This window comes from Streptomyces sp. NBC_00102 (assembly GCF_026343115.1).
Classification (GTDB): domain Bacteria; phylum Actinomycetota; class Actinomycetes; order Streptomycetales; family Streptomycetaceae; genus Streptomyces.
The window spans coordinates 3,831,108-3,851,263 of the sequence record NZ_JAPEMC010000001.1 but is presented as its reverse complement, the minus strand read 5'-3'; the positions used below and the strand labels follow the sequence as shown (position 1 = coordinate 3,851,263).

General features: G+C 75.2%; 12 protein-coding genes. 1 reads left to right on the top strand and 11 read right to left on the bottom strand.

Annotated features, from left to right (window positions below; translation table 11 throughout):
- Positions 1-54: 54 nt before the first annotated feature.
- From OHA55_RS17175 to lanKC, 11 genes are all read right to left on the bottom strand, one after another.
- Positions 55-1,140: a radical SAM protein gene (locus tag OHA55_RS17175; protein ID WP_266707246.1), complete on the bottom strand. Its 1,086-nt coding sequence runs from the start codon at positions 1,138-1,140 to the stop codon at positions 55-57.
- Positions 1,122-3,170 (bottom strand): BTAD domain-containing putative transcriptional regulator, encoded by a 2,049-nt coding sequence (locus OHA55_RS17170; RefSeq protein WP_266707244.1) that lies wholly within the window; start codon positions 3,168-3,170, stop codon positions 1,122-1,124. Before OHA55_RS17170 ends, OHA55_RS17175 begins: the two co-directional genes overlap by 19 nt.
- A gap of 297 nt (positions 3,171-3,467) precedes the next feature.
- Positions 3,468-4,847: an MFS transporter gene (locus tag OHA55_RS17165; RefSeq protein ID WP_266707242.1), complete on the bottom strand. Its 1,380-nt coding sequence runs from the start codon at positions 4,845-4,847 to the stop codon at positions 3,468-3,470.
- 129 nt (positions 4,848-4,976) lie between these two features.
- Positions 4,977-7,649: a lanthionine synthetase LanC family protein gene (locus tag OHA55_RS17160; RefSeq protein WP_266707241.1), complete on the bottom strand. Its 2,673-nt coding sequence runs from the start codon at positions 7,647-7,649 to the stop codon at positions 4,977-4,979.
- 182 nt (positions 7,650-7,831) lie between these two features.
- Positions 7,832-7,969: a hypothetical protein gene (locus tag OHA55_RS17155; protein ID WP_266707240.1), complete on the bottom strand. Its 138-nt coding sequence runs from the start codon at positions 7,967-7,969 to the stop codon at positions 7,832-7,834.
- A 156-nt stretch (positions 7,970-8,125) separates the two neighbouring features.
- Positions 8,126-8,263: a hypothetical protein gene (locus OHA55_RS17150; protein WP_266707238.1), complete on the bottom strand. Its 138-nt coding sequence runs from the start codon at positions 8,261-8,263 to the stop codon at positions 8,126-8,128.
- A 349-nt stretch (positions 8,264-8,612) separates the two neighbouring features.
- Positions 8,613-11,564 (bottom strand): LuxR family transcriptional regulator, encoded by a 2,952-nt coding sequence (locus tag OHA55_RS17145; RefSeq protein ID WP_266707236.1) that lies wholly within the window; start codon positions 11,562-11,564, stop codon positions 8,613-8,615.
- A gap of 54 nt (positions 11,565-11,618) precedes the next feature.
- Positions 11,619-11,804, bottom strand: coding sequence for a hypothetical protein (locus OHA55_RS17140; RefSeq protein ID WP_266707234.1), 186 nt, complete (start codon positions 11,802-11,804; stop codon positions 11,619-11,621).
- Positions 11,801-14,866 carry a type 2 lanthipeptide synthetase LanM family protein gene (locus tag OHA55_RS17135; RefSeq protein WP_266707232.1) on the bottom strand — a complete coding sequence of 1,022 codons (3,066 nt, stop codon included), beginning with the start codon at positions 14,864-14,866 and terminating at the stop codon, positions 11,801-11,803. Before OHA55_RS17135 ends, OHA55_RS17140 begins: the two co-directional genes overlap by 4 nt.
- A gap of 302 nt (positions 14,867-15,168) precedes the next feature.
- Positions 15,169-15,303: a hypothetical protein gene (locus OHA55_RS17130; protein WP_266707230.1), complete on the bottom strand. Its 135-nt coding sequence runs from the start codon at positions 15,301-15,303 to the stop codon at positions 15,169-15,171.
- A 56-nt stretch (positions 15,304-15,359) separates the two neighbouring features.
- On the bottom strand, positions 15,360-17,972 hold the full coding sequence (gene lanKC / locus OHA55_RS17125) for a class III lanthionine synthetase LanKC (RefSeq protein ID WP_266707228.1): 2,613 nt from the start codon (positions 17,970-17,972) through the stop codon (positions 15,360-15,362).
- A gap of 312 nt (positions 17,973-18,284) precedes the next feature.
- Here lanKC and OHA55_RS17120 point away from each other — a divergent pair, with 312 nt between their 5' ends.
- Positions 18,285-20,045 (top strand): hypothetical protein, encoded by a 1,761-nt coding sequence (locus tag OHA55_RS17120; protein ID WP_266707226.1) that lies wholly within the window; start codon positions 18,285-18,287, stop codon positions 20,043-20,045.
- Positions 20,046-20,156 lie beyond the last annotated feature (111 nt).

Here is a 20,156-nt window from a genome sequence, read left to right as displayed (position 1 = left end):
GGACCGGGGCACCGGCGGTCGCGGCCCCGGTCGGGGCCTCGGGCGGGGAGAGGGTCACGGCCGGCCCCCGCCCGGGGTGAGGGAGACCAGACCGGCGTAGTCGGAGGTGCCGTGGCGGCGGACGAACTCGATCGGCCCCTGGGCGAGTTGGGTGTGTGCGCTGTGGCGGTCGAGGAGCTCGCCGACCGGCCCGGAGCCGTCCCGCGCCGCTCCCGCCAGGGCGTCGGGCCGGTCGGCGAGCGCCCGGCAGGTCCCGCACCGTCCGAGGTCGGGCGCCCCGGGCGCGTACCGGGCGCTGAGGTGTCCCGGCCCCACGACCCGGAGCATCCGCAGCACGGGGGAGCCGAGGGAGCGGGCGCGCACCGTCTCCCAGTCGTCCTCGGCCAGGTGGCCGAGGAGCAGGTGGGCGGGTACCGGCCGGGCGTCCACCGTCCGCTGGCTGCAGCAGGCCACGACCGTGCCGTCGAAGGCCACCGTCGGCCAGGCGGCCATCGGGCAGGGCACCGCCGCACCGCCGTCCGGGCCGTTCCGCCGGACGGCCGCCCCGGTCCAGGACGCGGCGCGGCCGACCGCCCGGACGTCGTTCACCAGCATCGGCACCCGGTCGGCGAACTCGGCGCGGACGGCGGCGACCGCGTCGGCCAGGTACGGGTCCTCGGGGCCCGTCCCGGTCAGGTGGAAGCTCGCGGGAACCCCGGCGTCGAGGATGCGGTGCACGGCGGTGAACACGTCGGCGCGCGCCACCTCGCGTTCGTGGTGGACGTCGAGGCTGGCCGAGAAGTGGTCGGCCGCGGTGATCGCCCGCATGATCCGAGCGGGCACCCGCCCGCCGCCCCGGGCGAAGAACATGCCGCTCAGCAGGGCGGTACGGGTACCCGCCGCGCGGGCCAGCTCGGCGATGCCGGCGGCGAGACCGGGGCGCAGCAACGGTTCTCCGCCGGTGAGCAGCACGACCCGGGGGGCGTTGCCCGCGGTGAAGGAGGCGACGAAGGCGCGCAGCCGGTCCGCGGCCGTCTGCTCGCCCGCCGCGGTGGAAGAGGTCGAGCAGTGGGCGCAGGACAGCGGGCAGCGACGGGTGAGCGTCAGCAGGAGCCCGGCGGCCGGTACGGGTCGCAGTGCGATCAGCTCGCCCAGTTCCACGGGTCCTCCCCTTCCGCTCGGTCGTGCGGGGTCGTGAGCAGCGTGACACCGGCCGGTCCCGTACCGGTTGCCCACTGGTTTCCGGCTGGCATATCCGCAGCTCGGACGGGGTCGGTGACGGCCGGGGCGACGAGCGACCGGGCCGCGGGCAACTGGGCCGCGGCCGGTGGGGCGACCGCCCACGGGGCGGCCGTCGGCTCCCCGCGGCCGGAGAGTCCGCCGAGCTCCCGCAGATAGAGGTGGGCCAGCCGGGGCAGCTCGTACAGAGCCGCGTGCGCGGTGACCTCGGTCGACGGGGAGACCAGCGCCCCGGTGCCGATGAGCTGTTCCAGCAGGCGCAGCGCGGCCGGCTCCGGACAGTCGAGCGCCCTCGCGGCCTCGCCGAGGGTGAAGGGCCGGGCCAGCGGCAGCCGTCCGAGGCGGAGCAGCACGGATCTGCCGGGGTCCGTCAGGGTCCGCCAGCCGTCCGCCATCCGGTTGCGCACGGCGAGGTCCCCGACGGACAGTTCGTCCATCACCGCCTCCGGCTCGGACAGCCGGGCCGCGTACTCGGACAGCGGCAGATGGCGCAGGACGGCCAGCCGCTGGCCGCCGATCCGTACGGCGAGCGGCGAGAGTCCGCAGGCCTCCACGATCCGTCGGGCGGAGACGGGGTCGGCGTGGACGCGCGACGGTCCGACGATGCGGCCGAGGAGCTCCATCGCCTCCTCCACGGTCAGCGGCTCCACGACGATCCGGTGGGCCCCGGCCAGTCCCGCGAGCCACGACCGCGAGGCGATCACGGCCGCGCCGTCGCCGGTACCCGGCAGCAGGGGTCGTACGGCCGCCTCGCCGGTGGCGTTCTCCAGGAGCAGCAGCACCCGGTGCTCCGCCAGCCAGTCCCTCCACACCGCCGCCGCCTGCGCCGGGTGGTCGGGCAGCAGCGCCGTGACCCGGTCGAGCCGGGCGGCCCGGGCAAGCTCGCCGAGGACGTCGGCGAGCCGCCGGTCCGTGCCGTCGGCCCGGCGGAGGTCGACGAGGAGCCTGCCGTCGGGGAAGTCCTCGCGCAGGGAGTGCGCCAGATGGACCATCAGAGTGCTCTTGCCGGTACCCACCGGCCCCACGAGCACGGTGACGTGGCCCTTCCCGCCCCGCACCGCGTCCCGCAGCTCGGCCAACTGCTCCCGGCGGCCGGTCCAGTCGGGTGTGTCGGGGGGCAGCAGGGTTCGCGCGGGCGCCCGGCGGGGGGCGGCCGGCGCCGGCGGCGCGGAGTCGCCGGGGGTCTGGGCCAGCACTGTCCGGTACGCCTCCTCCATGGCCGCGCTCGGCGCGAGACCCAGCTCACGGGCGAGCAGTTGCCGCAGCGTCCCGTAGACGGCGAGCGCCTCGCTCTGTCGCCCGGCCCGGTGCAGCGCGATCATCTGCACGGCCCGCAGCCGCTCCCGGAGCGGGTGCGCCTCGACGACGTCGGCGACCGCCTCGGCGACCTCGGTGTCGCGGCCCCGTGCCGAGGCCAGCTCGGCCCAGGTCTCGTACGCGGAGAGGTAGCGGTCGGTCAGCCGGTCGGCCTCGCTCCGCAGCGGCTCGGAGTCCGACAGTTCCGTCAGGGGTGTGCCCTGCCACAGGTCGAGCGCCCGGCGCAGCAGCTCCACCGCGGTGTCCGGCCGGCCGGCGCGGGCGGCCTCGCGCCCCGCGGCGGTCAGCGCCCGGAACCTCAGGGTGTCGGCCTCCTCCTCCCGGACCCGCAGCAGATAGCCGCCGGGGGCGAGGTCGAGCCGGCCGGGCGCTCCGGCCTCGCACAGCAGACGCCGGAGCGCCCATACGTACTTCTGGAGGTTCTTGCGGGCGGTGCGGGGGGCCTCGGCGGGCCAGACGGTGTCGGCCAGGCAGTCCACCGAGACGGGGTTGTTGGGGTGGCAGAGCAGCATGGCCAGGACCGCCCGCTGCTTCAGCGGGCCGAGCGCCAGGGCCTGCCCTCCGCTCGTGACGGTGAGCGGGCCGAGCAGCGAGAACCGCACGGTACAGGGGAAGCCGTCGTCGGACACAGGCATGGGCACAGGCATGGGCACAGGCATGCGGGCATTCCTTCAGCGTCTGGGGGCGCGCGTCGGGCGGTGGGGGGCGTCGCGGCGAGGCGATGCGGTGCGGTGCACCGGGTGCGGTGCGGTGCGCTGCGGTCGTTGTCATGGCCGTCGTTGTCATGACCATCGTTGTAGCGGCCCCCTACCGCACGCATCGGTGTGCCGCCCCCATATTCGTGCGCGGCGGCCCACCTCACGTACGTGAGCCCGGTACGCCGACCGCGTACCGGGCTCCGGGCCGTCCGGCCCCGTGTCGTACGGCTCGCCTCAGACGGCGGCCGGGGGCCCGGTCGGGGTCCCGTCGGCCTCGGCGACCTCGTCGTCCACCGGCTCGTCCGCCTCGGCGGCGCGCAGGTCGCGGGCGGCGCGCACCGCCGCAGGACCGACCGCGCCGATGACGAGCAGCGCCGTGCCCGTCAGTACCCACAGAGCCGTACGGACCCCGAGCAGATCGCCCAGGAACCCTCCGGCCAGCGCACCGACCAGCACCGTCGACGAGGTGATGACCTGGAGGGCCGCCATCGCGCGGCCCATCATCGACTCCTCGACGTCGGTCGCCAGCACCGAGACCAGGGCCACGTTGGCCACCGCGCCGAAGAGCACGGGCAGGCCGATCCCCAGGGCGGCGCAGAAGACGGCGACCGGCAGCGGCCCCGCCGCCGCCGGCAGCAGCGCCGACGCCAGCAGCGCCCCGGCGAAACCCGCCAGCACCGTCAGCCGGGCGTCCCGCCCCGGACCCAGCAGCCGCCCGGCGACGGCCGAACCGGTCAGCCCCATGACGCCCGCCAGCACGAACGCGAGGCCGTACACACCGACCGGTACGTGCACCGTGCGCAGCAGGAACGGGCCGGTCAGGGTCGTCGCCCCGGCCAGCGCGGCCGCCGGGGCGACCAGGAAGAGCAGCAGGGCGCGGTGGAACGGGTGGCCGACGAAGAACTGGAGCCCGGCGGCGGCGCCCCGGACGCCCTCCCCCCGCTTCCCCGAGCCCGGCTGTTCCTCCGTACCCGGCCGGCTCTCCGTACCCCGCTGCTCCTCCGTACCCCGCTGCTCCTCCGTCCCCTGGTGCTTCTCCGTCCGGTCCGACGACCGCATGGACACCAGCGCAAGCGCGCTCAGGAGGTAACTGGCGGCGTCCGTGCCGAGTGCCGCCGCGCTGCCGAACAGGGCGATCACCGGGCCGGCCAGAATCCGGCCGACCAGAGCGGCGCCGAACTGCCCGGCCTGGAGCCGGGCCCGCGCCGGCCCGATCGCCTCCGCGCCCACCAACTGGCGCAGATGCACGAAGTAGAGGGAGCTGAGCAGGACCGCGAGGAATCCCTGCACGAGCCCGAGAGCCATCAGCCAGCCGATCGACGCCACCCCGTGACGCAGGCCCAGGGCCACCCCGCCGACCGCGGCGGCCGACAGCAGGTCCAGCAGCATCATCGCCCGGCGCGGACGGACGATCCGGTCCGCCAGTACTCCGGCGAGGAGGCCGAGCACGATGCCCGGCACCGTCGACGCCGCGCTGATCAGGCCGACCTGGCCGGCGGTGGCCCCGAGATCCGTCAGGGCCACGACCGGCAGGGCGATGGCGGTGAACACGGAGCCGAACGCCGTGGCGGTCTGCCCGCACCAGTAGAGGTTGACATCACGCCGCACAGACATTCGATACTCCAAAGAGGGGAGAAGGGGTCTCTTCGCACTCCCTCCGGGCGGGGCTGCCGGGCCCGGTCCGGCAGCCCCGGTCGGACACGGCCCGGCGACCTGAGCCCCGCCCGGAGGAGGGCGGCGGCACTACCCGGCTGCGGGCCCCCGCCCCGCGGGCGGTGCCGCCTCGGAAAGGGAGTCGACGGTGAACAGGGCATCCGGACGGGGCGTCAGCAGCTCGGTCAGGAAGAGCAGCACACCGGAGGAGCCGCTCCACAGGTCCGCGCTGAGGCGCAGCAGTTGGTCGCCGGGGAAGCGGGTCCCGGTGGCGTGCGGCACGGCGTAGCCGAACAGCTTCCGCGCGGTCCGCACCGCCGCCGCCCGGCTCTCTGCCGAGCCGGTGACCGCCGCGTGGTCGGCGAGGGCGAACCCCAGGCCCGACAGGCCCTGGAAGAGTCCCGGCATCACGGTGTAGGTGACGTCCATCACCGGCAGCAGCCGGGGCATCGCCGCGGCCAGCCGCTCGTCCTCGGTCACCGCCAGGTAGCGGGAGGCCACGTGCAGCATCCCCGCCGACCCGCAGTACAGGTACGGCATGGCACGGCGGTCCACCGCGGAGACGGGGAAGGTCATGCCCGCCTCCTCCGGGGCGGTCTCGCGGTCCAGCTCCAGGTGCAGCAGGTGCAGCCCGCGTTTCAGGAGCGTCCGGTCACCGCAGACCGAGGCCAGCTGCTGGAGCATCAGGGCGACCCCGGACGGCCCGTGGGCCAGGCCGTTCGCCTCGTCCCGGCCCAGCAGGGCCGTGAGTGCCCCGTCGTCCGGCAGGGCGCGGGCCAGCGCCAGCGCCCGCTCCACGTGGTGCTCGTCGCGGGTGTGGCCGTACAGCGCCAGGTGGCCCATCGCCAGACCGGCGGAGCCGCCGAACACGGTCGCGCTCTCCGCCGCCAGCGGGTGCCGGTCCGCGACCGCGAGGATGTCCCGCGCCTCGTCCACCAGCCCCTGGCCGGCCAGCACCGCGGCGATGCCGGCCACCCCGGCGTACAGCCCCGGGGCGAGGTCGCCCGCCTTCTCCAGGGCTTCTCGCCGCAGCCGTTCCAGCACCCCTTCGGGCAGCGGCCGGCCGGCCCGGTGCAGGGCGTGGACGACGCCCGCCGTGCCGTACGCCACGCACAGGGTGTTGGTCCGGTACCCGTCCGCGATGGTGGGGAAGACCCGCTCCGGATGTTCCGGGTCCGCCATCGCCACCAGCGCGTCGGCCACCGAGTCGCGCAGCGCGGCCAGGTGCGCCGGCGGGTCGGCGGCCACTTCCCGGGGTCCGGGCAGCGGCCCCTTGCCGCTCGGCGTGCGGTACTTCGTGACGCGCCGCCACAGGTGCTCCGGCACCGGGCCGGTCCGCTCGATGCCGTACCTGAGGTGGTCCAGCGCCTCCGGGTTGCGGGCCGCCACATGGTGGAACGGTGCCACGAGCAGCATCGCGAGGGCACAGACGCCGTAGTCGTCGCAGACCGACGGGTCCTTCGCGACCATCTCGGCCGGTGGCGCGTAGCCGGGGGTCCCCATGAAGGTGAAGCCCTCACCGGGGCGCTGGGCTGCCTCGAAGTCGACCAGCCGCACGTGGTCGTCGTCGTCGACGAGGACGTTTCCGGGGCTGATGTCGACGAAGAGGTAGCCGCAGGAGTGCAGCCGGTCGAGGGTCCGCTCGACCCCTTCGATCAGGGTGCGGCAGCGCGCGAAGTAGGCGGTGACGTCCCGTTCGGTCGCGCCGGCCCGGATCAGCGGGCTGGCGACGGCCATCCAGCTGTTCATCGGCCTGCCCTCGATGAACTCCGTGACCAGGAAGTCGTGTTCCCACGCCGTGAAGTGGGCCAGCGGCTCGGGGGCCAGCCCGGGAGCGAGCTCGTGGAGGGCCCGCAGGGTCTCCCACTCGGCGCGCAGCCGCGACCGGGACTCGCGGCCGTCGTCCTCGACGGCGGTGTGCGCCCGGGCCTCCTTGATGAACACGGGCCGGCCGGTGGCAGCTTCGTAACCCCGGTACGCGCCCCCGGCGTTGCTGTGCCGCACCGCCGCCTCGAAGACGAACCCGCGCATCGTCACCGGTTTCGCGGGACCCTTCACGGGCTTCGGGGCGGCCTTCACCCCTTTCGCGCCCGGTGTCTCCCCGGTGGCCTCCGCGGGTGGGGCGGCCGGGGCCTTCGGCGGCACCCGGAACGGGTCCGAGATACCCTCCGGCGGCCGGAACGAGGTCCCCCTCATGTCCTCCACCAGGGCGCCGTCCCCGTCCCGGGCCAGCAGTACGTGGGTTCCGTCGGCCCGCACGCGGGAGCGCGACACGAAGGCGCCGTAGCGGTAGTGGACCGTCCGGGAGTCGCCGTAGCGCCGGTCGGTGAGGATGAACGGCCCGTCCTCGTCGGCCAGTGCCTCGCGCAGTGCCTCCATCAGCCGCCGTGCCGAGGCCTCGTCGGACGGGTACGCCGCGATGAACTTGCCGCTCTGCGGCCGGGGGGCGTGCTTGTGGTGCGCCCACTGGTAGAAGAGCCGGCACGACAGGTGCTTGAACGGGACGTCCTGCTCGAAGCAGATCGCGGCCACGGCGTCGAGCACCGCCCCGAGTCGGTCCGGCTTCGCCGAGACGTGCACCTTCCAGCCGTCCTCGACGCCTTCCAGCTTCTTGCGGAACCACATGGTCCACACCGCCGACTCGACGCTCCGCCAGTCCGACGGGACCGGATCGGGGCGGTAGACCTCCCCCCGGTCGGCCGCCGACTCCAACGGCGCGTAGAACTCCGGATCGGCGACGGCGAACGCGAGCGGCTGATGCATGCTCTCCCCTTCTCTTCCCGCGGCTCCTCCCGGGACGGGCGGGACGGTTGCGCGGGACGGACACGGACACGGCCCGGAACGCCGTGGACGGGTGGCGGCGGCCCCGCGGTGGGCCCGCCCTCCCGGGTACGCCCCCGCCGTGACCGGCCCGGGGCCGGTCACGGCGGGAGACCGGGTACGGCTCAGATCTGCGCGTACGCGCAACTCACGGCGCTCGCGGTACTGCCGTGCGCCAGGACGTCGTCTTCCTCGTCGCCGCCGAGCTCCTGCAGCGGGAGAACGGTCTCGTCGGTACCGGTGGGCTCGATGTCGTCAGCCATGATCGTCTCCTCGTCGGGGTGTCAAGGACGCTTGCCAGGGGCGGCTGGGCACGCTCTTCCGGTCGCTCCGGAAGGCAACCGCCGCCACGCCCGCCGCCGTGCCCGGCCGGAGCCGGACACGGCGGGAGACCTGAGGACCGGCCGGAGCCGGAAGGATCAGTTGGCCTGGATCGCGCAGGCCGCGAGGCTCACCGTGCTGCCGTGCGCCAGGACGTCCTCCTCCTCGCCGCCTGCGAGCTCCTGCAGCGGGAGAACGGTCTCGTCGGTACCGGTGGGCTCGATGTCGTCAGCCATGATCGTCTCCTTGATCGATGTACGGAACGGTGGAGTGGTGCGCTCGCCCTCGCGGGCGGCCCCGGCCCGAGCCATGAGCCCTTCGCCGATGGACAGAACGCTAGGAGCGGCCGGTCCGGGATCGGACTACACGCGGTGCCCGATCGGTATCTCCCCTGGTCACCGCCGTCCCGGAAGAGGGGAACGGGCGCGGTCCTCCCCGGCCGGAAGGGAGACACGGGTGCGGTCCACCCGGCCGGAAGAGAGACGCGGGCGCGGTCCTCCCCGGCCGGAAGAGAGACACGGGCGCGGTCCACCCGGCCGGAAAGGGGCGACGGGCGCAGTCCACCTTGGGCGGAGGAGGCCGCGCCTACGGCTCCCCGGTCAGCAGCCGGGCCAGCGCGCTCAGCGCGGACCGGTCGGTGCGCCCCGTCTTCCGGACCAGTCCCGCGATGTGCTTCTCCACCGTGCGCCGCGAGATGGAGAGACGGCGCGCGATCTCCGGATTGCTCGGGCGCCCGGACGCCAGCAGAGCCAGAACCTCGTACTCCCGCGGGGTCACACCGAGTTCGCGTACGGCGGCCGGAATCCGGTCCCGGCCGGCCCGCCGCTGCCGGACGCCCGCGCCCGACCTCCGCAGCAGGGCCCGGCAGGTCCCCGCCACCGCGGTGACGCCCGTCGTGTGGAAGTACTCCTCGGCGGTCCGCAGCCACGCCACCGGATCGCCCCAGCCGTCCTCCAGCGCGGCCTCGGCCACCAGCCGCATGCCGAGGTGGTGGGCGGCCGGGAAGAGCGCCGCGTAGGCGTCCCGGACGGTCGCGAGGACGGCCGCGGCCTCGCCCGCCCGGCCCTCGCGTCCCAGCAGCACCGCCTCGGCCAGCAGCAGGAACTGCCGGTTCCAGGCGAGTTCCGCGGCGGGCGCCCCGGCGTACTCCCGGTGGGCCGCCCGGCCGGCCCGGCCGGCGAGCACGTCGAGGAGCGGCGCCAGCCCGTGGCTCCCGGACAGGTAGAACACCTGGGGCTGGGCCGCCTCCCAGGCGGCGACCGCGGCCAGTTCCTCCAGCGCGGCCGGACGGTCCTCCTCCATCAGCGCGCAGAAGGCCCGGCACAGGCCGAGGACGACCGGGGTGAGGAAGGAGTCCGCCCCGCCGGCCCGGTGGAACCGCTCCAGTTCCTGGTCCATCCCGGCCCGGTCCCCACGGTGGGCGGCGAGCGTCGCCGAGGTCAGCAGGAGGTAGCGGTGGGTGGAGAGGTTGTGCAGCCGCTCGGTGGCCCCGAGCGAACGGTCGACGGCCTCCCGGGCCTTCTCGTACTCGCCCCGCAGCACCGCGTGCATGGCGAGCATCCCTTCGGTGTCCTGGGTCAGCACGATCGCACCGAGCGCCCGCGCGGTCCGCCGCGCCGCCTCCATCCGGACCGAACTCCCGGTGCGCATGAACGCGTTGACGCCCAGCCGGACGAGCGCCCCCACCCGCCACAGCGGCAGAGCGTGTCGCTCGGCGACGGCCAGCATCCGTTCCAGACACGCGTCGGCGTGGTCGAAGCCGCGTTCACGGCCCAGCAGCGCCAGCAGATGCCAGGCCTGGCACGCCACCACCGGCAGCGGTGCCCGCTCCGCGACCTCGACGGCCCGGCGCGCCGAGCGCTCGGCCTCCTCGGTACGGGTGGCCAGGTCCGGTGCCCCGCGGTCCGGCGCCCCCGGCAGCAGCGCGAGGTGGCCCTCGACCACGGCGAGAGCCGCGCCCTGCCCGGACATCCCGGTGGCGGTCCCGCCGTCGTCCGGCATCAGCGCCCGCGCCGCCGCCAGTTGCCGGCGCACGTCCGGGCCGCGCTCGGCCAGTACGGCGTCCCAGGCGAGCCGGAGGTGCAGGTCGACCCGGCGGCCGGCGTCCAGCGCCTCGGGACCGGCCATGCCCAGGGTCTCGGCGAGCGCGAAGGCCCGCTCCAACTCCCCGGCCCCCGCGAGGGCCTGAGCGAGACACTCGACGACGGGCGCCCGGTCCGGCGCCGGAGCGAGCTCGGCCGCCCGCTCGAACAGGGCGACGGCGGACGCCCAGGCCCCACCGGCCCCGGCCCGCCGGCCGGCCTCCGCGTAGGCGGCGGAGGCACGCCCGCGCTCCCCGGCCGCGGTCCACAGCTCCGCGACCAGTTCGCACCGCTCGTCCGCGAGCAGCGGATCGGCGCTCTCCAAGGCGGTGGCCGTACGCCGGGCCAGGGCGGCGCGTTCGGGCGGGGTGGGCACGGCGAGCAACGCCTCGGCCGTCAGCCGGTGCCGGAACGCGTAGCTGTCGTTCCCCCCACCGGACGGTACGACGAAACCCGCGCGCACGGCGGCCCGCAGGCGGGCGAACAGATGCTGCTCGCTCACCCCGAGGGCCATGCGAAGGGTGGCGGCGGAGAACCGCGGCCCCAGGCACGCGGCGGTCAGGAGCAGATGGCCCACCAACGGGTCGAGCCGGCCCAGCCGCTGGGCGTGGCTCTGCACGACCGACCCCGGCACACCGGTGGTCACATCACCCGCCGCCACCGTGCCGTCCGCAGCCACCCGCACCGCACCCGACTCGACCATCGCGGCGAGCAACTCCTCGACCAGGTAGGGGTTGCCGCCGCCGTGCTCGGACAGCCGGTCCACCACGGCGGCCGGCACGCGGTCCTCCTCGACCTCCAGGCATCCCGCGGCGACCGCCCGTACCCCCGGGGTGTCCAGCGGGCGGAGCGTCAGCACGTCCGCCGTACGGCCGCGTCCCGCCTCGCCGACGAGGTCGAGCGCCGCACCCGACTCGGGTCGCAGTGTGGCGACGATCAGCACCGGGAGTGCGGCGAGGTTGCCGGACAGGTAGTCGACGACGGCCAGCGTCTCGTGGTCCGCCTCGTGGAGGTCTTCCAGCACCAGCAGGCAGCCGCGTTCCCTTCCGAGCACGGCCAGCAGGCGCAGCAGCGCCTCGGCGAACTCCACCATGCTCTCCGGGTAGGTCGCCTCCGCCCGCCGCCACTCGGGCACCACCCGTGCGAGGGCGGGGCGGTAGGGCTCCAGCTCCGGGTCGGCGGGCAGCCCGCCGACCCTGGAGTACGAGGCGAGCGCCTCGGCGAGCGGCCGGAGCGGTCCGGTGAGCCCCGTCGCACTGCTGCGTCCCCGCAGTACGCGCACCCCGAGTCCGGCAGCCCGGTCCGCTCCTTCCCGGGTCAGCCGGGACTTGCCGATGCCCGCCTCGCCCAGCACGAACACGGTGCCGCCCCGGGACGCCCCCAGCCGCGCGAGGGCCTCGTCGACGACGGCCAGCTCGCCGGACCGGCCGACGGTGACGGGGGACGTGACGCGCATGGCGGAACCTCCGGTCTGGTCGCGGCCCGCGGTCCGGCGGAGCGGCCCGGGGCGTCAACAGCAGGTCTGCGTCAGGGTGGTGGGGTTGCGCTGTCCGGGTCCCGCGCCCGACAGGAGGTCGGCCCGACGGCTCAGCCCGCCACCGCCGCCGAGCCGCACACGGTCGGCGGGGTGGCCCACGCCACCGTCCCGCCGCGCCGCCGGGGTCTCCCGGACGCGGGCGCTCTCCCTCTGGTTCATCGCGCACTCCGTTCCTCTTCGAAGAATCCGGCCCGTGCGGCGGGCAGGACGCCCGCCCCGGCCGGTGGTCCGTCACCCGGTGACCGCAGCAGCAGCACCGAGGGCACCCGCGCGGCGAAGCCCAGCCGCAGCAGGGTGTAGCCCGTCCCGGCGAGCCCGTGGAGCAGCCCGGGGACGACCGTCCCGCCCGGAGTCCCGTACCGGAGCGCCCCGCGCTCGACCGCCGAGACGACCGCGGCGGCCCGCCACGCCCCGGCTCCGGTGGCCGTACGTGCTCCGGTCGGCCGCCCTGCCGCTCCGGGGGCGGCGGCAGGGTGGAACAGCAGCTCCAGCACGCCGGATTCGCCGTGGCACAGCCCGTGCGCGGGCAACGGTCCGTCGCGGTGCGCGGCCCGTACCGCGCTCGCGAGCCGCGCCGACAGCACCGCGTCGGCGGCGGCCTGCCCGGTGTCGGCCAGAGCCAGGGCAACCCCGGGCGCGCCCCGGCACCAGCCGGGCGGGCCACCGGCGCGGCCGTCCGCCGCCGCCCGCAACGCCGCCACCCGCAACGCCGCCGCCCCGGCCCGCCCGTACCGCGCGTCCCCGCCGGCCTCCGCGTACCGCAGCAGCGCCCAGCCGACTCCTGCCCGGCCGTCGGCGAAGCCCGGGCGGACCGGCGGTGGCGCGTCGAGCAACCGCTCCGCGGCGAGGGCGGCGGCCCGTCGTGCCGGGGCCGACCCCGTCATCCGGTCAACCGCCAGCAGCGCGGCCAGCCCGCCCGCGGTGCCACCCGCCACCCCGGACTCCTCCTCGCGTTCGATGGCACGGCCGACAAGGGCCACGGCAGGCTCGACCAGCCCGCGGACCTCCGCGTCGTCCAGGCAGGACGCCACCGAGGCGGCCGCGTACGCGATGCCGCCGAGCCCGGCGAACCCGCCGGACCCCACGTGCCCCAGCTCGTCCGGGCGGCGGGCCAGGGCGGCCAGCAGACCGGGCAGCGGGCGGAGCGCCTCCCGTGCCGCCTCGGCGTACCGCTCCTGCCCGGTGTGGTGGGCGAGCCGTGCGAGGAACAGCGCCACCCCGGTCCAGCCGCTCCCCAGGTCCGCGCCGAGCGGCTGGAGGCGCCAGTACCGGTCGCCCAGCAGTTCCAGCCCCAGCCAGTTGGCGGTCCCCGCTCCCCGGTACGCGTCCATGAGGAGCCGGTCCCCGATGGTCCGGGCCGCGTCGAGCAGCCGCCCGGGGTCCGGCCGGGACCAGGTGCCCGGCCGGTGCGGCGGACCGCAGCGCCCGGCCGGTGTCCGGCGGACCACGCGCGGCAGGGGCGGCCGGGCGCCGCCGTGCGCCTCGGTGCGCGAGCGTCCGGCCATGGCCGCGCGGACGATCCACTCCTGCCTCGCACGGTCCTGAGGGCCCATCGCCCGGATGCGCTCCGTGACGACGTCGAGCCCCGGCCGGCCGAGGGCGCCCGCCACCCGCCGCCCGCTCGCGGTCCACAGATCGGCGCGGCCCGGACGGGCGGTGAACAGCGGTACGTCACCGTTCCACAGCTCCGCGATCTCGTCCTCCACGAGTTCCGGCCGGCCCGTCGGCCACCCGTCGCCGTCGCGCAGCGCACCCAGCACGACGTCGCGCTCCTCCCACCCGCGCAGCAGGTCGGGATGGGTCGACTCGTCCAGCAGCGTCGCGTACACCTGGGTGGCCCGCACCACCACCCGTACCTCGTCGTCCGCACAGAGCGCCAACGGGCCTCCGGGGCGCAGAAGTTCGTCGCGATGTGCCAGAAGGGTCCGGTATCCGGCCCGGAAGCCGGCCAGCAGCGCACCGAGGTGCTCCGCCGGATCGGCGACCGCCCCGCCGAGGCGTGGCCGGTTCTCACCCCCGGCGAGCGGTCTCCGTACGCGGACGAGCCGCATCGTGTCGGTACCCGCACCGGCCCAGCCCACGACGTCCAGCGGTGTCGCCACTCCGGGGTCGCCGCCCACCCCCGAGACGTCCCGGACGTCCGCGTCGCCGATCCACAACCGGGGCAGCAGTCCGGTGCGATGGACCGAGGCCTCCAGGGCCGCTTCGGCCGGGTCCGGCCGGCCGGCCGCCGGCTCCGGCGGGTGGAAGAGCGTCTCCACGTCCACGAGGACGGGCTCGTCCCGGCAGGCGACCAGGTTCTCGTGGTGGAGGTCCGTGCCGCCCACCGCGTGTGTCAGGGCGAGCAGCCCGCCCAGCCGCAGGTAGAAGCGGTCGACGTCCGCGGTGGTACGGCACTCGCCCGGTGCCACGAACTCCGCCCAGCCGTGACCGGGTCGCTCGACGACGGCCGGGACGCGCAGGGCCGGCAGCCCGGACCGGGCGTCGAACCAGCGGAGAAGACCGGCGAAGCGCCGGTCCACCGCGAGCGGCCTCGGCTTGTGGACCACCCGGCGGCCCGTCGCGAAGCGCAGTACCGCCACACCCCGGCCCTGCCGGTGGCCGTCGCCCACCAACCCGTGCACCTCGACCAGTTCGCCGGGGTCGGTGCCGTGCAGCAGACCCGCCACGATCAGGGCACGGTCGGCGGCGAACCGCTCCAGAAGCTCGGAGAACGCCGCGGCGGCGTACAGACCGATCTGCCCGACCAGCCTCCCCAGCACCGGGTACCTGACGAACAGCCGTACTCGTTCGCACTGTTGGGCCGACAGGCGGAGGAACGAGCGGAAGCGCAGCCCAGGTGTGTCCCCCTCGGTCCGCCCGTCCGCGCCGGCCGTGTGCAGCTCCAGGACGAGAGCACGGGCGGCCGTCCCTGCCAGCCGGCCCGCCAGCTCCTCGGTCCACCGCGCCCGTACGGAGGCGGCGACCCGCTCCTGTTCGGGCAGCGGCCGTGCCGCGTGCCGCGCGAACGGCTCCATCAGCGCGGCGAATCCGGTGAGGCCGGGCAGTTCGCCGTCCGGCAGTACCAGCGGCTCGTCGCGTGCCACGGCCTCTTCCACGAACCGGGCCCACTCCGGGCGGACGCCGGAGGTCCGGTCGCCGGGAGCGACGGCCCGCAGCCACCAGCCGTCGGGGAACACCGCGGACGCGTGGGCGGTCAGTCCCGGGGACACCGCGGTCATCCGGCCCACCCATTGGCTCCAGCACACCTCGCCATGTGGCTCACCACTTCCTCCCCCGGCGTCCCATGTCCTCCCGCATGCCGCGGGCGGCACGCGGGGTACCGGTCCGTACCGGTATCCGCGTGCCGCCCCGGCCGTTCACGCCCGGACCGACCCGCCCAGCCGGCCCGGCGTGACCAGCCGGCCCGACCCGCCCAGCCGGCCCGGCGTGACCAGCCGGCCCGACCCGACCAGCCGGCCCGGCGTGACCGACCGGACCGACCGGACCGACCGGACCGACCGGACCGATCCGACGGGCGTGATCAGAGGGTCGTCTCGATCTCGATGGTGAAGCAGCTGCCGAAGACGCTGATCCAGCTGCCCCGGTTCGTGTATCCCAGCGCCTCGGTGTCCACCGCGGTCTCCTCAAGTCCCTGAAGGGCCAGAATCGCGTTCATGGTGCTTCCTCCTCCTATGTGTTCCCGCCGGCCGGCCGCTCCGGCCACCGGAAGTCTCAGGGAGTGCCCGGCTCGGGGAGCAGCGGCACACCGGGTCCGTCGAGCACCCGGGCGAGGGCCAGCAGCACACCGGCGCTGCCCGATCCCAGGTCTGCGTGGAACCGCTCCTCCGCGGCACCGAGCACCCGCAGCCCGTCGGGGTGCCGGATCGCGTACTTGGCGAGCCCGGTGGCGACGCGCAGTGCCGTCGCCCGCTCCCCCGACCCGCCGGAGTGCCCGGCGTCCCGGGCCCGCTCGGCGTGCTCGGCTCGCGCGGCGTACTCGGCGTACTCGGCCAGCGCGTACACCGGACCGGCGAGGCCGGAGTGCAGGCCCGGATCGACGGTGCAGGTGAGCCGGCACATGGCCACGACCCGCGGCAGGTCTCGCACGCACCGCTCGTCGCCGGTCGCCGCCGCCAGTCGGGTGAGCGCCAGGCCCACACCCGCGGAGCCCTCCGCCAGGTAGGGCAGTATCCGGCTCTGCGTGGTGTCCCGGAACACCAGCCCGTCCGCACCCCCGTCGGCGGCCCGGTCGAGCTCGGCGTGCATGAGCGCGACCGCGCCCCTCAGATAGCGCTGTTCGCCGGTGTACGCGCCGAGGGTCTGCAGGAACAGGGCCGTCCCGGCGAGTCCGGACGCGAGTCCGGGAGCCCCGGCGCCGGACAGCAGCCGCCGGGGGTCCTCGGCGACGAAGGCGTCCGCGATCCCGGCGGCGAAGGCCAGCCGGCGGTCGCCGCCGAGGCGGGCGTGGAGCGCGACGTGGGCGAGCCCGATGCCGGCCGCGCCGTGCGCCAGCCCGGCGGAGGCGAGACTGAGCGGGTGGTCCGGGACGGTGTCGAGCACGTCCCCCGCCTCGTCAGCGAGGCCCAGTTCGGCCAGGACCCAGGCGATCCCCGCCGTACCGTTCTGGAGGCCGGGTGCCAGCAGGGCGACGTTCTCCAGCGCGTCCCGGCGAAATCTGGCCACCAGCTCGTCCGGGACGGCGGTGCCGGACCGCAGCAGGGCGTGGAGCACCCCGGCCGTCCCGTGCTCCAGGCAGTGGGTGTTCACGGCGTAGCCGCGTGGCGCCGGCGGAAACACCCAGTCCCGGCCGTCCGGCCTCGCCATGGCGAGCAGACCGGCGGCGAGTCCGGCCCGCAGACGCTCCAACTCCCCCTCCGGATCCGCGTCGAGAGCGGCTGCCGACGGCAGGTCGTGCACCGGGGCCGGAGCCCCGACGGCGGCGGTGTCGACGTGGTAGCGGGTCACGGTGCGCCACAGCTCGGCGGGGACGGGGACGAGCTGTTCGAGGTCCCGGCGGTAGAGCTCGGTACGGCCCACCGGGTCGCGTACCAGCTGCTGGGTCAGCGGGAAGAGCGCGAACTGGGCCAGCCCGGAGAATCCGTACTCGTCGTCCTCCACACCGGCAGCCACCTGGGCCGGTGTCGGTTTGTAGCCCGGGGTGCCCAGCGAACTCGGTTTCTCGTCCAGTGGGTTGGCGGTCTCGAAGTCGATCAGGCGGACGTCCAGGTCGTCGAGGACGACCACGTTGCCGTGACTCAGGTCGCCGAAGCGCAGTCCGATCCCGTGCAGCCGGTCGAGGGCGGCGCGGAGACTCGCCAGCACGCGTTCCACCCGGTCGAGGTACTCGGCGTGCCGGGCGGCGGCGACGTCGAACCGCCCCATCGCGGTGTGGGTGGCGACCCACTGGACGAAGCCGGTTCCCTCGACGAACTCGGTCACCAGGAAGTCGTGTTCCCATTCGGTGAAGTGGTCGAAGGGTTCGGGGCAGAGTCCGGGCGCCAGGGCGTGCACCCGCTCCAGGGTCTCCCACTCGCGGCGGAGCCGGCTGCGGGAGTCGGTGCCGTCGCCCATGAACCCGTTGTACGCGCGGGCCTCCTTGACGAACACCGCACGGCCGGTACGGGTGTCGGTGGCCCGGTAGGTGCCGCCGCCGTTGCTGTGCCGGATCACCCCGGTGACCTCGTACCGCCCGTTCAGCAGGATCGGTCCGGTGTGGGGCGGCTCGGGAACGGCGAACGGGTCCTCGACCCCGGCAGGCAGGACGAACTGGGCGGAGCGCACGTCGGGTACGTCCCTGCCCTCTCCGTCGCGCACCAACTGGAGCGTGGTGCCGTCCGGTCGCAGTCGGGAGCGGCCACGATGGGCTCCGTACCGGTACTGCACGACACCGCTGTCGCCGTAACGGCGGTCGGTGAGGATGTACGGACCGGTCTCGCCCTTCAACTCGACCGAGAGCCGCTCCATCAGCCGCCGGGCAGTGGCGACTTCGGGCGGATAGATCGCGATGAACTTGCCGGCCTGCGCCCGGTCCACGTGCTTGTGGTGGAACACCTCGAAGAAGAGCCGCGCGGAGAGGTGCTTGAAGACCAGCCCCTCGTCGAAGCAGACCGCCGCCACCGTGTCGAGCGTGAACCTCAACCGCTCCGGTCTGGTGGACACATGGACCTTCCAGCCCTCGTCCACGAGCACCGGTTCGGCCGGCCGCCAGTAGGTCCAGATCCCGTCGCGCGTACCCGCCCACCCGCCGGGAATCCCACGCGGAGCGTACGTCTCGCCCACGTCCGAGGCCCGGTCCAGCGGAAGGTAGAACTCCTTGTCCGCCAGCGTCAACCAGAAGGCCTGCATCGTCGCTCCTTCACGGGTCCCGATCCCCCCGGGGGGCACGACCCCGGCGCAGGAAGCAGACGCTAGCCAGACGTCCGTCCCACCCGCAGCCACCCGTTCGGGGGGCTTGCGGCGGCGGGGGCGGAAGCGGATACGGGGGCGCGGGAGCCGCACGGGACGGGTGGTTTCCGGCCACGGTCGGCAGGACGCCGCACTGCCCCGAGACGTACGGAAGCAGCCACGCACGTACGGATGCCGTACGAGGTATGTGCACCGGGCGCCGCACTCGGTATCGTCCTGCGACGGCGTCGGGGCAGCCAGGAAGGACGGTCCGTGAGGAGTTCGGGGGATGCGGGACCCGCGGTTCTGGGGGAACTGCGCTCCGCCGCGGCCGCACATCCGCTGGTCAACCTGACCGGCCCGCTCGGAGTCGGCAAGTCCGCGCTCACGGCCGGTCTCCCCGGCGCGGCGCGGGTGGACCTCGACCGGCCCGACGGACCGGCGGCGTTACGCCGGGCGCTCTCCGAACCGGCCGGGCCGACGCTGGTCGTGGACAGCGTCGACGGACGGGCGCGCCGCAACACCCTGTACGCCGAACTCGAACACCCGGACCACCGCTGGCCGACCCTGGTCGTGGTCAGCCGCCGACCGCTCCTGTCCGACCCCCGGTGGACGCACTCGGGCGCGGCCACCGTCGCCGTTGCCCCCTCCGAGGAGCGGATCGCCGCACAGGCGGCCCCCGTGGCCGACCCGGACGGCCGCGCCGTCGTCGTCCAACTCGCCGGCGGCATCCCCCTGATCGCGGACGCGGCCCGCCGCGCCCTGGACACCGGTATCCCGCCGACCGCCCTCGGAGCCGTAGCCGACCAGGTGACCGAGGAGATCCTGGAGCGGCTCGGCCGCGAACTCCCCGGCAGGCAGTGGCGCCACGCCCTGCGGCTGCTCGCCACCGTGGGGTCCGGGGACGAGAGACTTCTGCCGGGGGGCCCCGACCACTTCTCCTCACTCGCCTCGCTCAGCGTCGTCGAACGGGACAGGCTGGGCCTCCGGATCACCGAGCCCTTTCGGACCCTCTTCGAACTGGCCTACCGGTGGCGGCGGCCGGAATCCCACGAGAGCGCCCGCATCCGCGCCCGTGACTACCGCCTCGCCCTGCTCGCCGGCGCCCGCGACCCCGCCGAGCGCGCCGCCCTCGCCGAACAGGGCCTCTTCCTCAGCGCCGGCCCCCTGGTCCGCCGCACCCTCTTCCCGGCCGACGCCCGTGCGGTGCGCGTACGCTCCGCCGTCGCCGCGGATGCCGCCGACATCGGTGGGCTGATGCGCCAATGGGCCGTCCACAGCGGCTTCGACCCCCGCCGCTGCGACCGGCTGACCGAACGCTGGGCCGGTGACGACATCTCCTCCTTCCACCTCGTGTACGACCGGGACGACAGGGCCATCGGCATCGCCGGCCTCATGCCGATAGACGAGCGCACGTCGACAGGCATGGAACCGCTGCTCCAGCAGCACAGCGCGGCGGCGGCAGCGGGCGGCCACTTCCTCGGGGCCGCGCACTGCCCCGACCCGGCCGTCCGCGCCATCCTCCTGCGCCATCTCCTCCAGCACGCCTCCGGCGGCCCCCTGGTCGTCTCCACCGCCAACCCCGAGTACCAGGGCCTGGTGAACAGCCTCGGCTTCCGGGTCCACGGCTCCATCCGCGACGACGTCTTCCACTGCGGCCGGCCCCCGGCGGTCTACAGCAACGACTTCTCCGCCGCCGCGCTCCCCTGGTGGCTCGGCCGGCTCAACGCCGAAGGCAACGGAAACCCGCCCCGGCCCCCGGCCCGCCCCGTACCCCGCATCGCCCCCAAGGAGCTCCAGGTCCTGCTGGACTACGTGTCCGGGATGACCCTCAAATCCGCGGCCCGCCGGGCCGGCATCACCCCCAACACGGCCAAGGACTACCTCAACCGGGTCAAGTCCAAGTACCGGCTGGCCGGAAGACCCGCCTACACCAAGATCGACCTGGCCCACCGCGTCCACGAGGACGGCCTCGGCCCGGTGGCCCCGGAAACCTCGACCCCCCAGATCGAGCCGTACCGGGGTACGCGCTGAAGAAGCCGGAGCAGCATGCCCCTGCACCGGTCCCGCGCGACGATCCGCAGGGCGATCCGGCGCGGATCGCGGGCATGAAAAAGCCCCAGGTCACGGCGAGTGAGTCCTGGG

Coding starts and splice junctions, on each gene's coding strand:
- OHA55_RS17170 (WP_266707244.1), bottom strand. CDS start 3,170: ATGCCTGTGTCCGACGACGGCTTCCCCTGTACCGTGCGGTTCTCGCTG.
- OHA55_RS17165 (WP_266707242.1), bottom strand. CDS start 4,847: ATGTCTGTGCGGCGTGATGTCAACCTCTACTGGTGCGGGCAGACCGCC.
- OHA55_RS17160 (WP_266707241.1), bottom strand. CDS start 7,649: ATGCATCAGCCGCTCGCGTTCGCCGTCGCCGATCCGGAGTTCTACGCG.
- OHA55_RS17155 (WP_266707240.1), bottom strand. CDS start 7,969: ATGGCTGACGACATCGAGCCCACCGGTACCGACGAGACCGTTCTCCCG.
- OHA55_RS17150 (WP_266707238.1), bottom strand. CDS start 8,263: ATGGCTGACGACATCGAGCCCACCGGTACCGACGAGACCGTTCTCCCG.
- OHA55_RS17145 (WP_266707236.1), bottom strand. CDS start 11,564: ATGCGCGTCACGTCCCCCGTCACCGTCGGCCGGTCCGGCGAGCTGGCC.
- OHA55_RS17140 (WP_266707234.1), bottom strand. CDS start 11,804: ATGAACCAGAGGGAGAGCGCCCGCGTCCGGGAGACCCCGGCGGCGCGG.
- OHA55_RS17135 (WP_266707232.1), bottom strand. CDS start 14,866: ATGACCGCGGTGTCCCCGGGACTGACCGCCCACGCGTCCGCGGTGTTC.
- OHA55_RS17130 (WP_266707230.1), bottom strand. CDS start 15,303: ATGAACGCGATTCTGGCCCTTCAGGGACTTGAGGAGACCGCGGTGGAC.
- lanKC (WP_266707228.1), bottom strand. CDS start 17,972: ATGCAGGCCTTCTGGTTGACGCTGGCGGACAAGGAGTTCTACCTTCCG.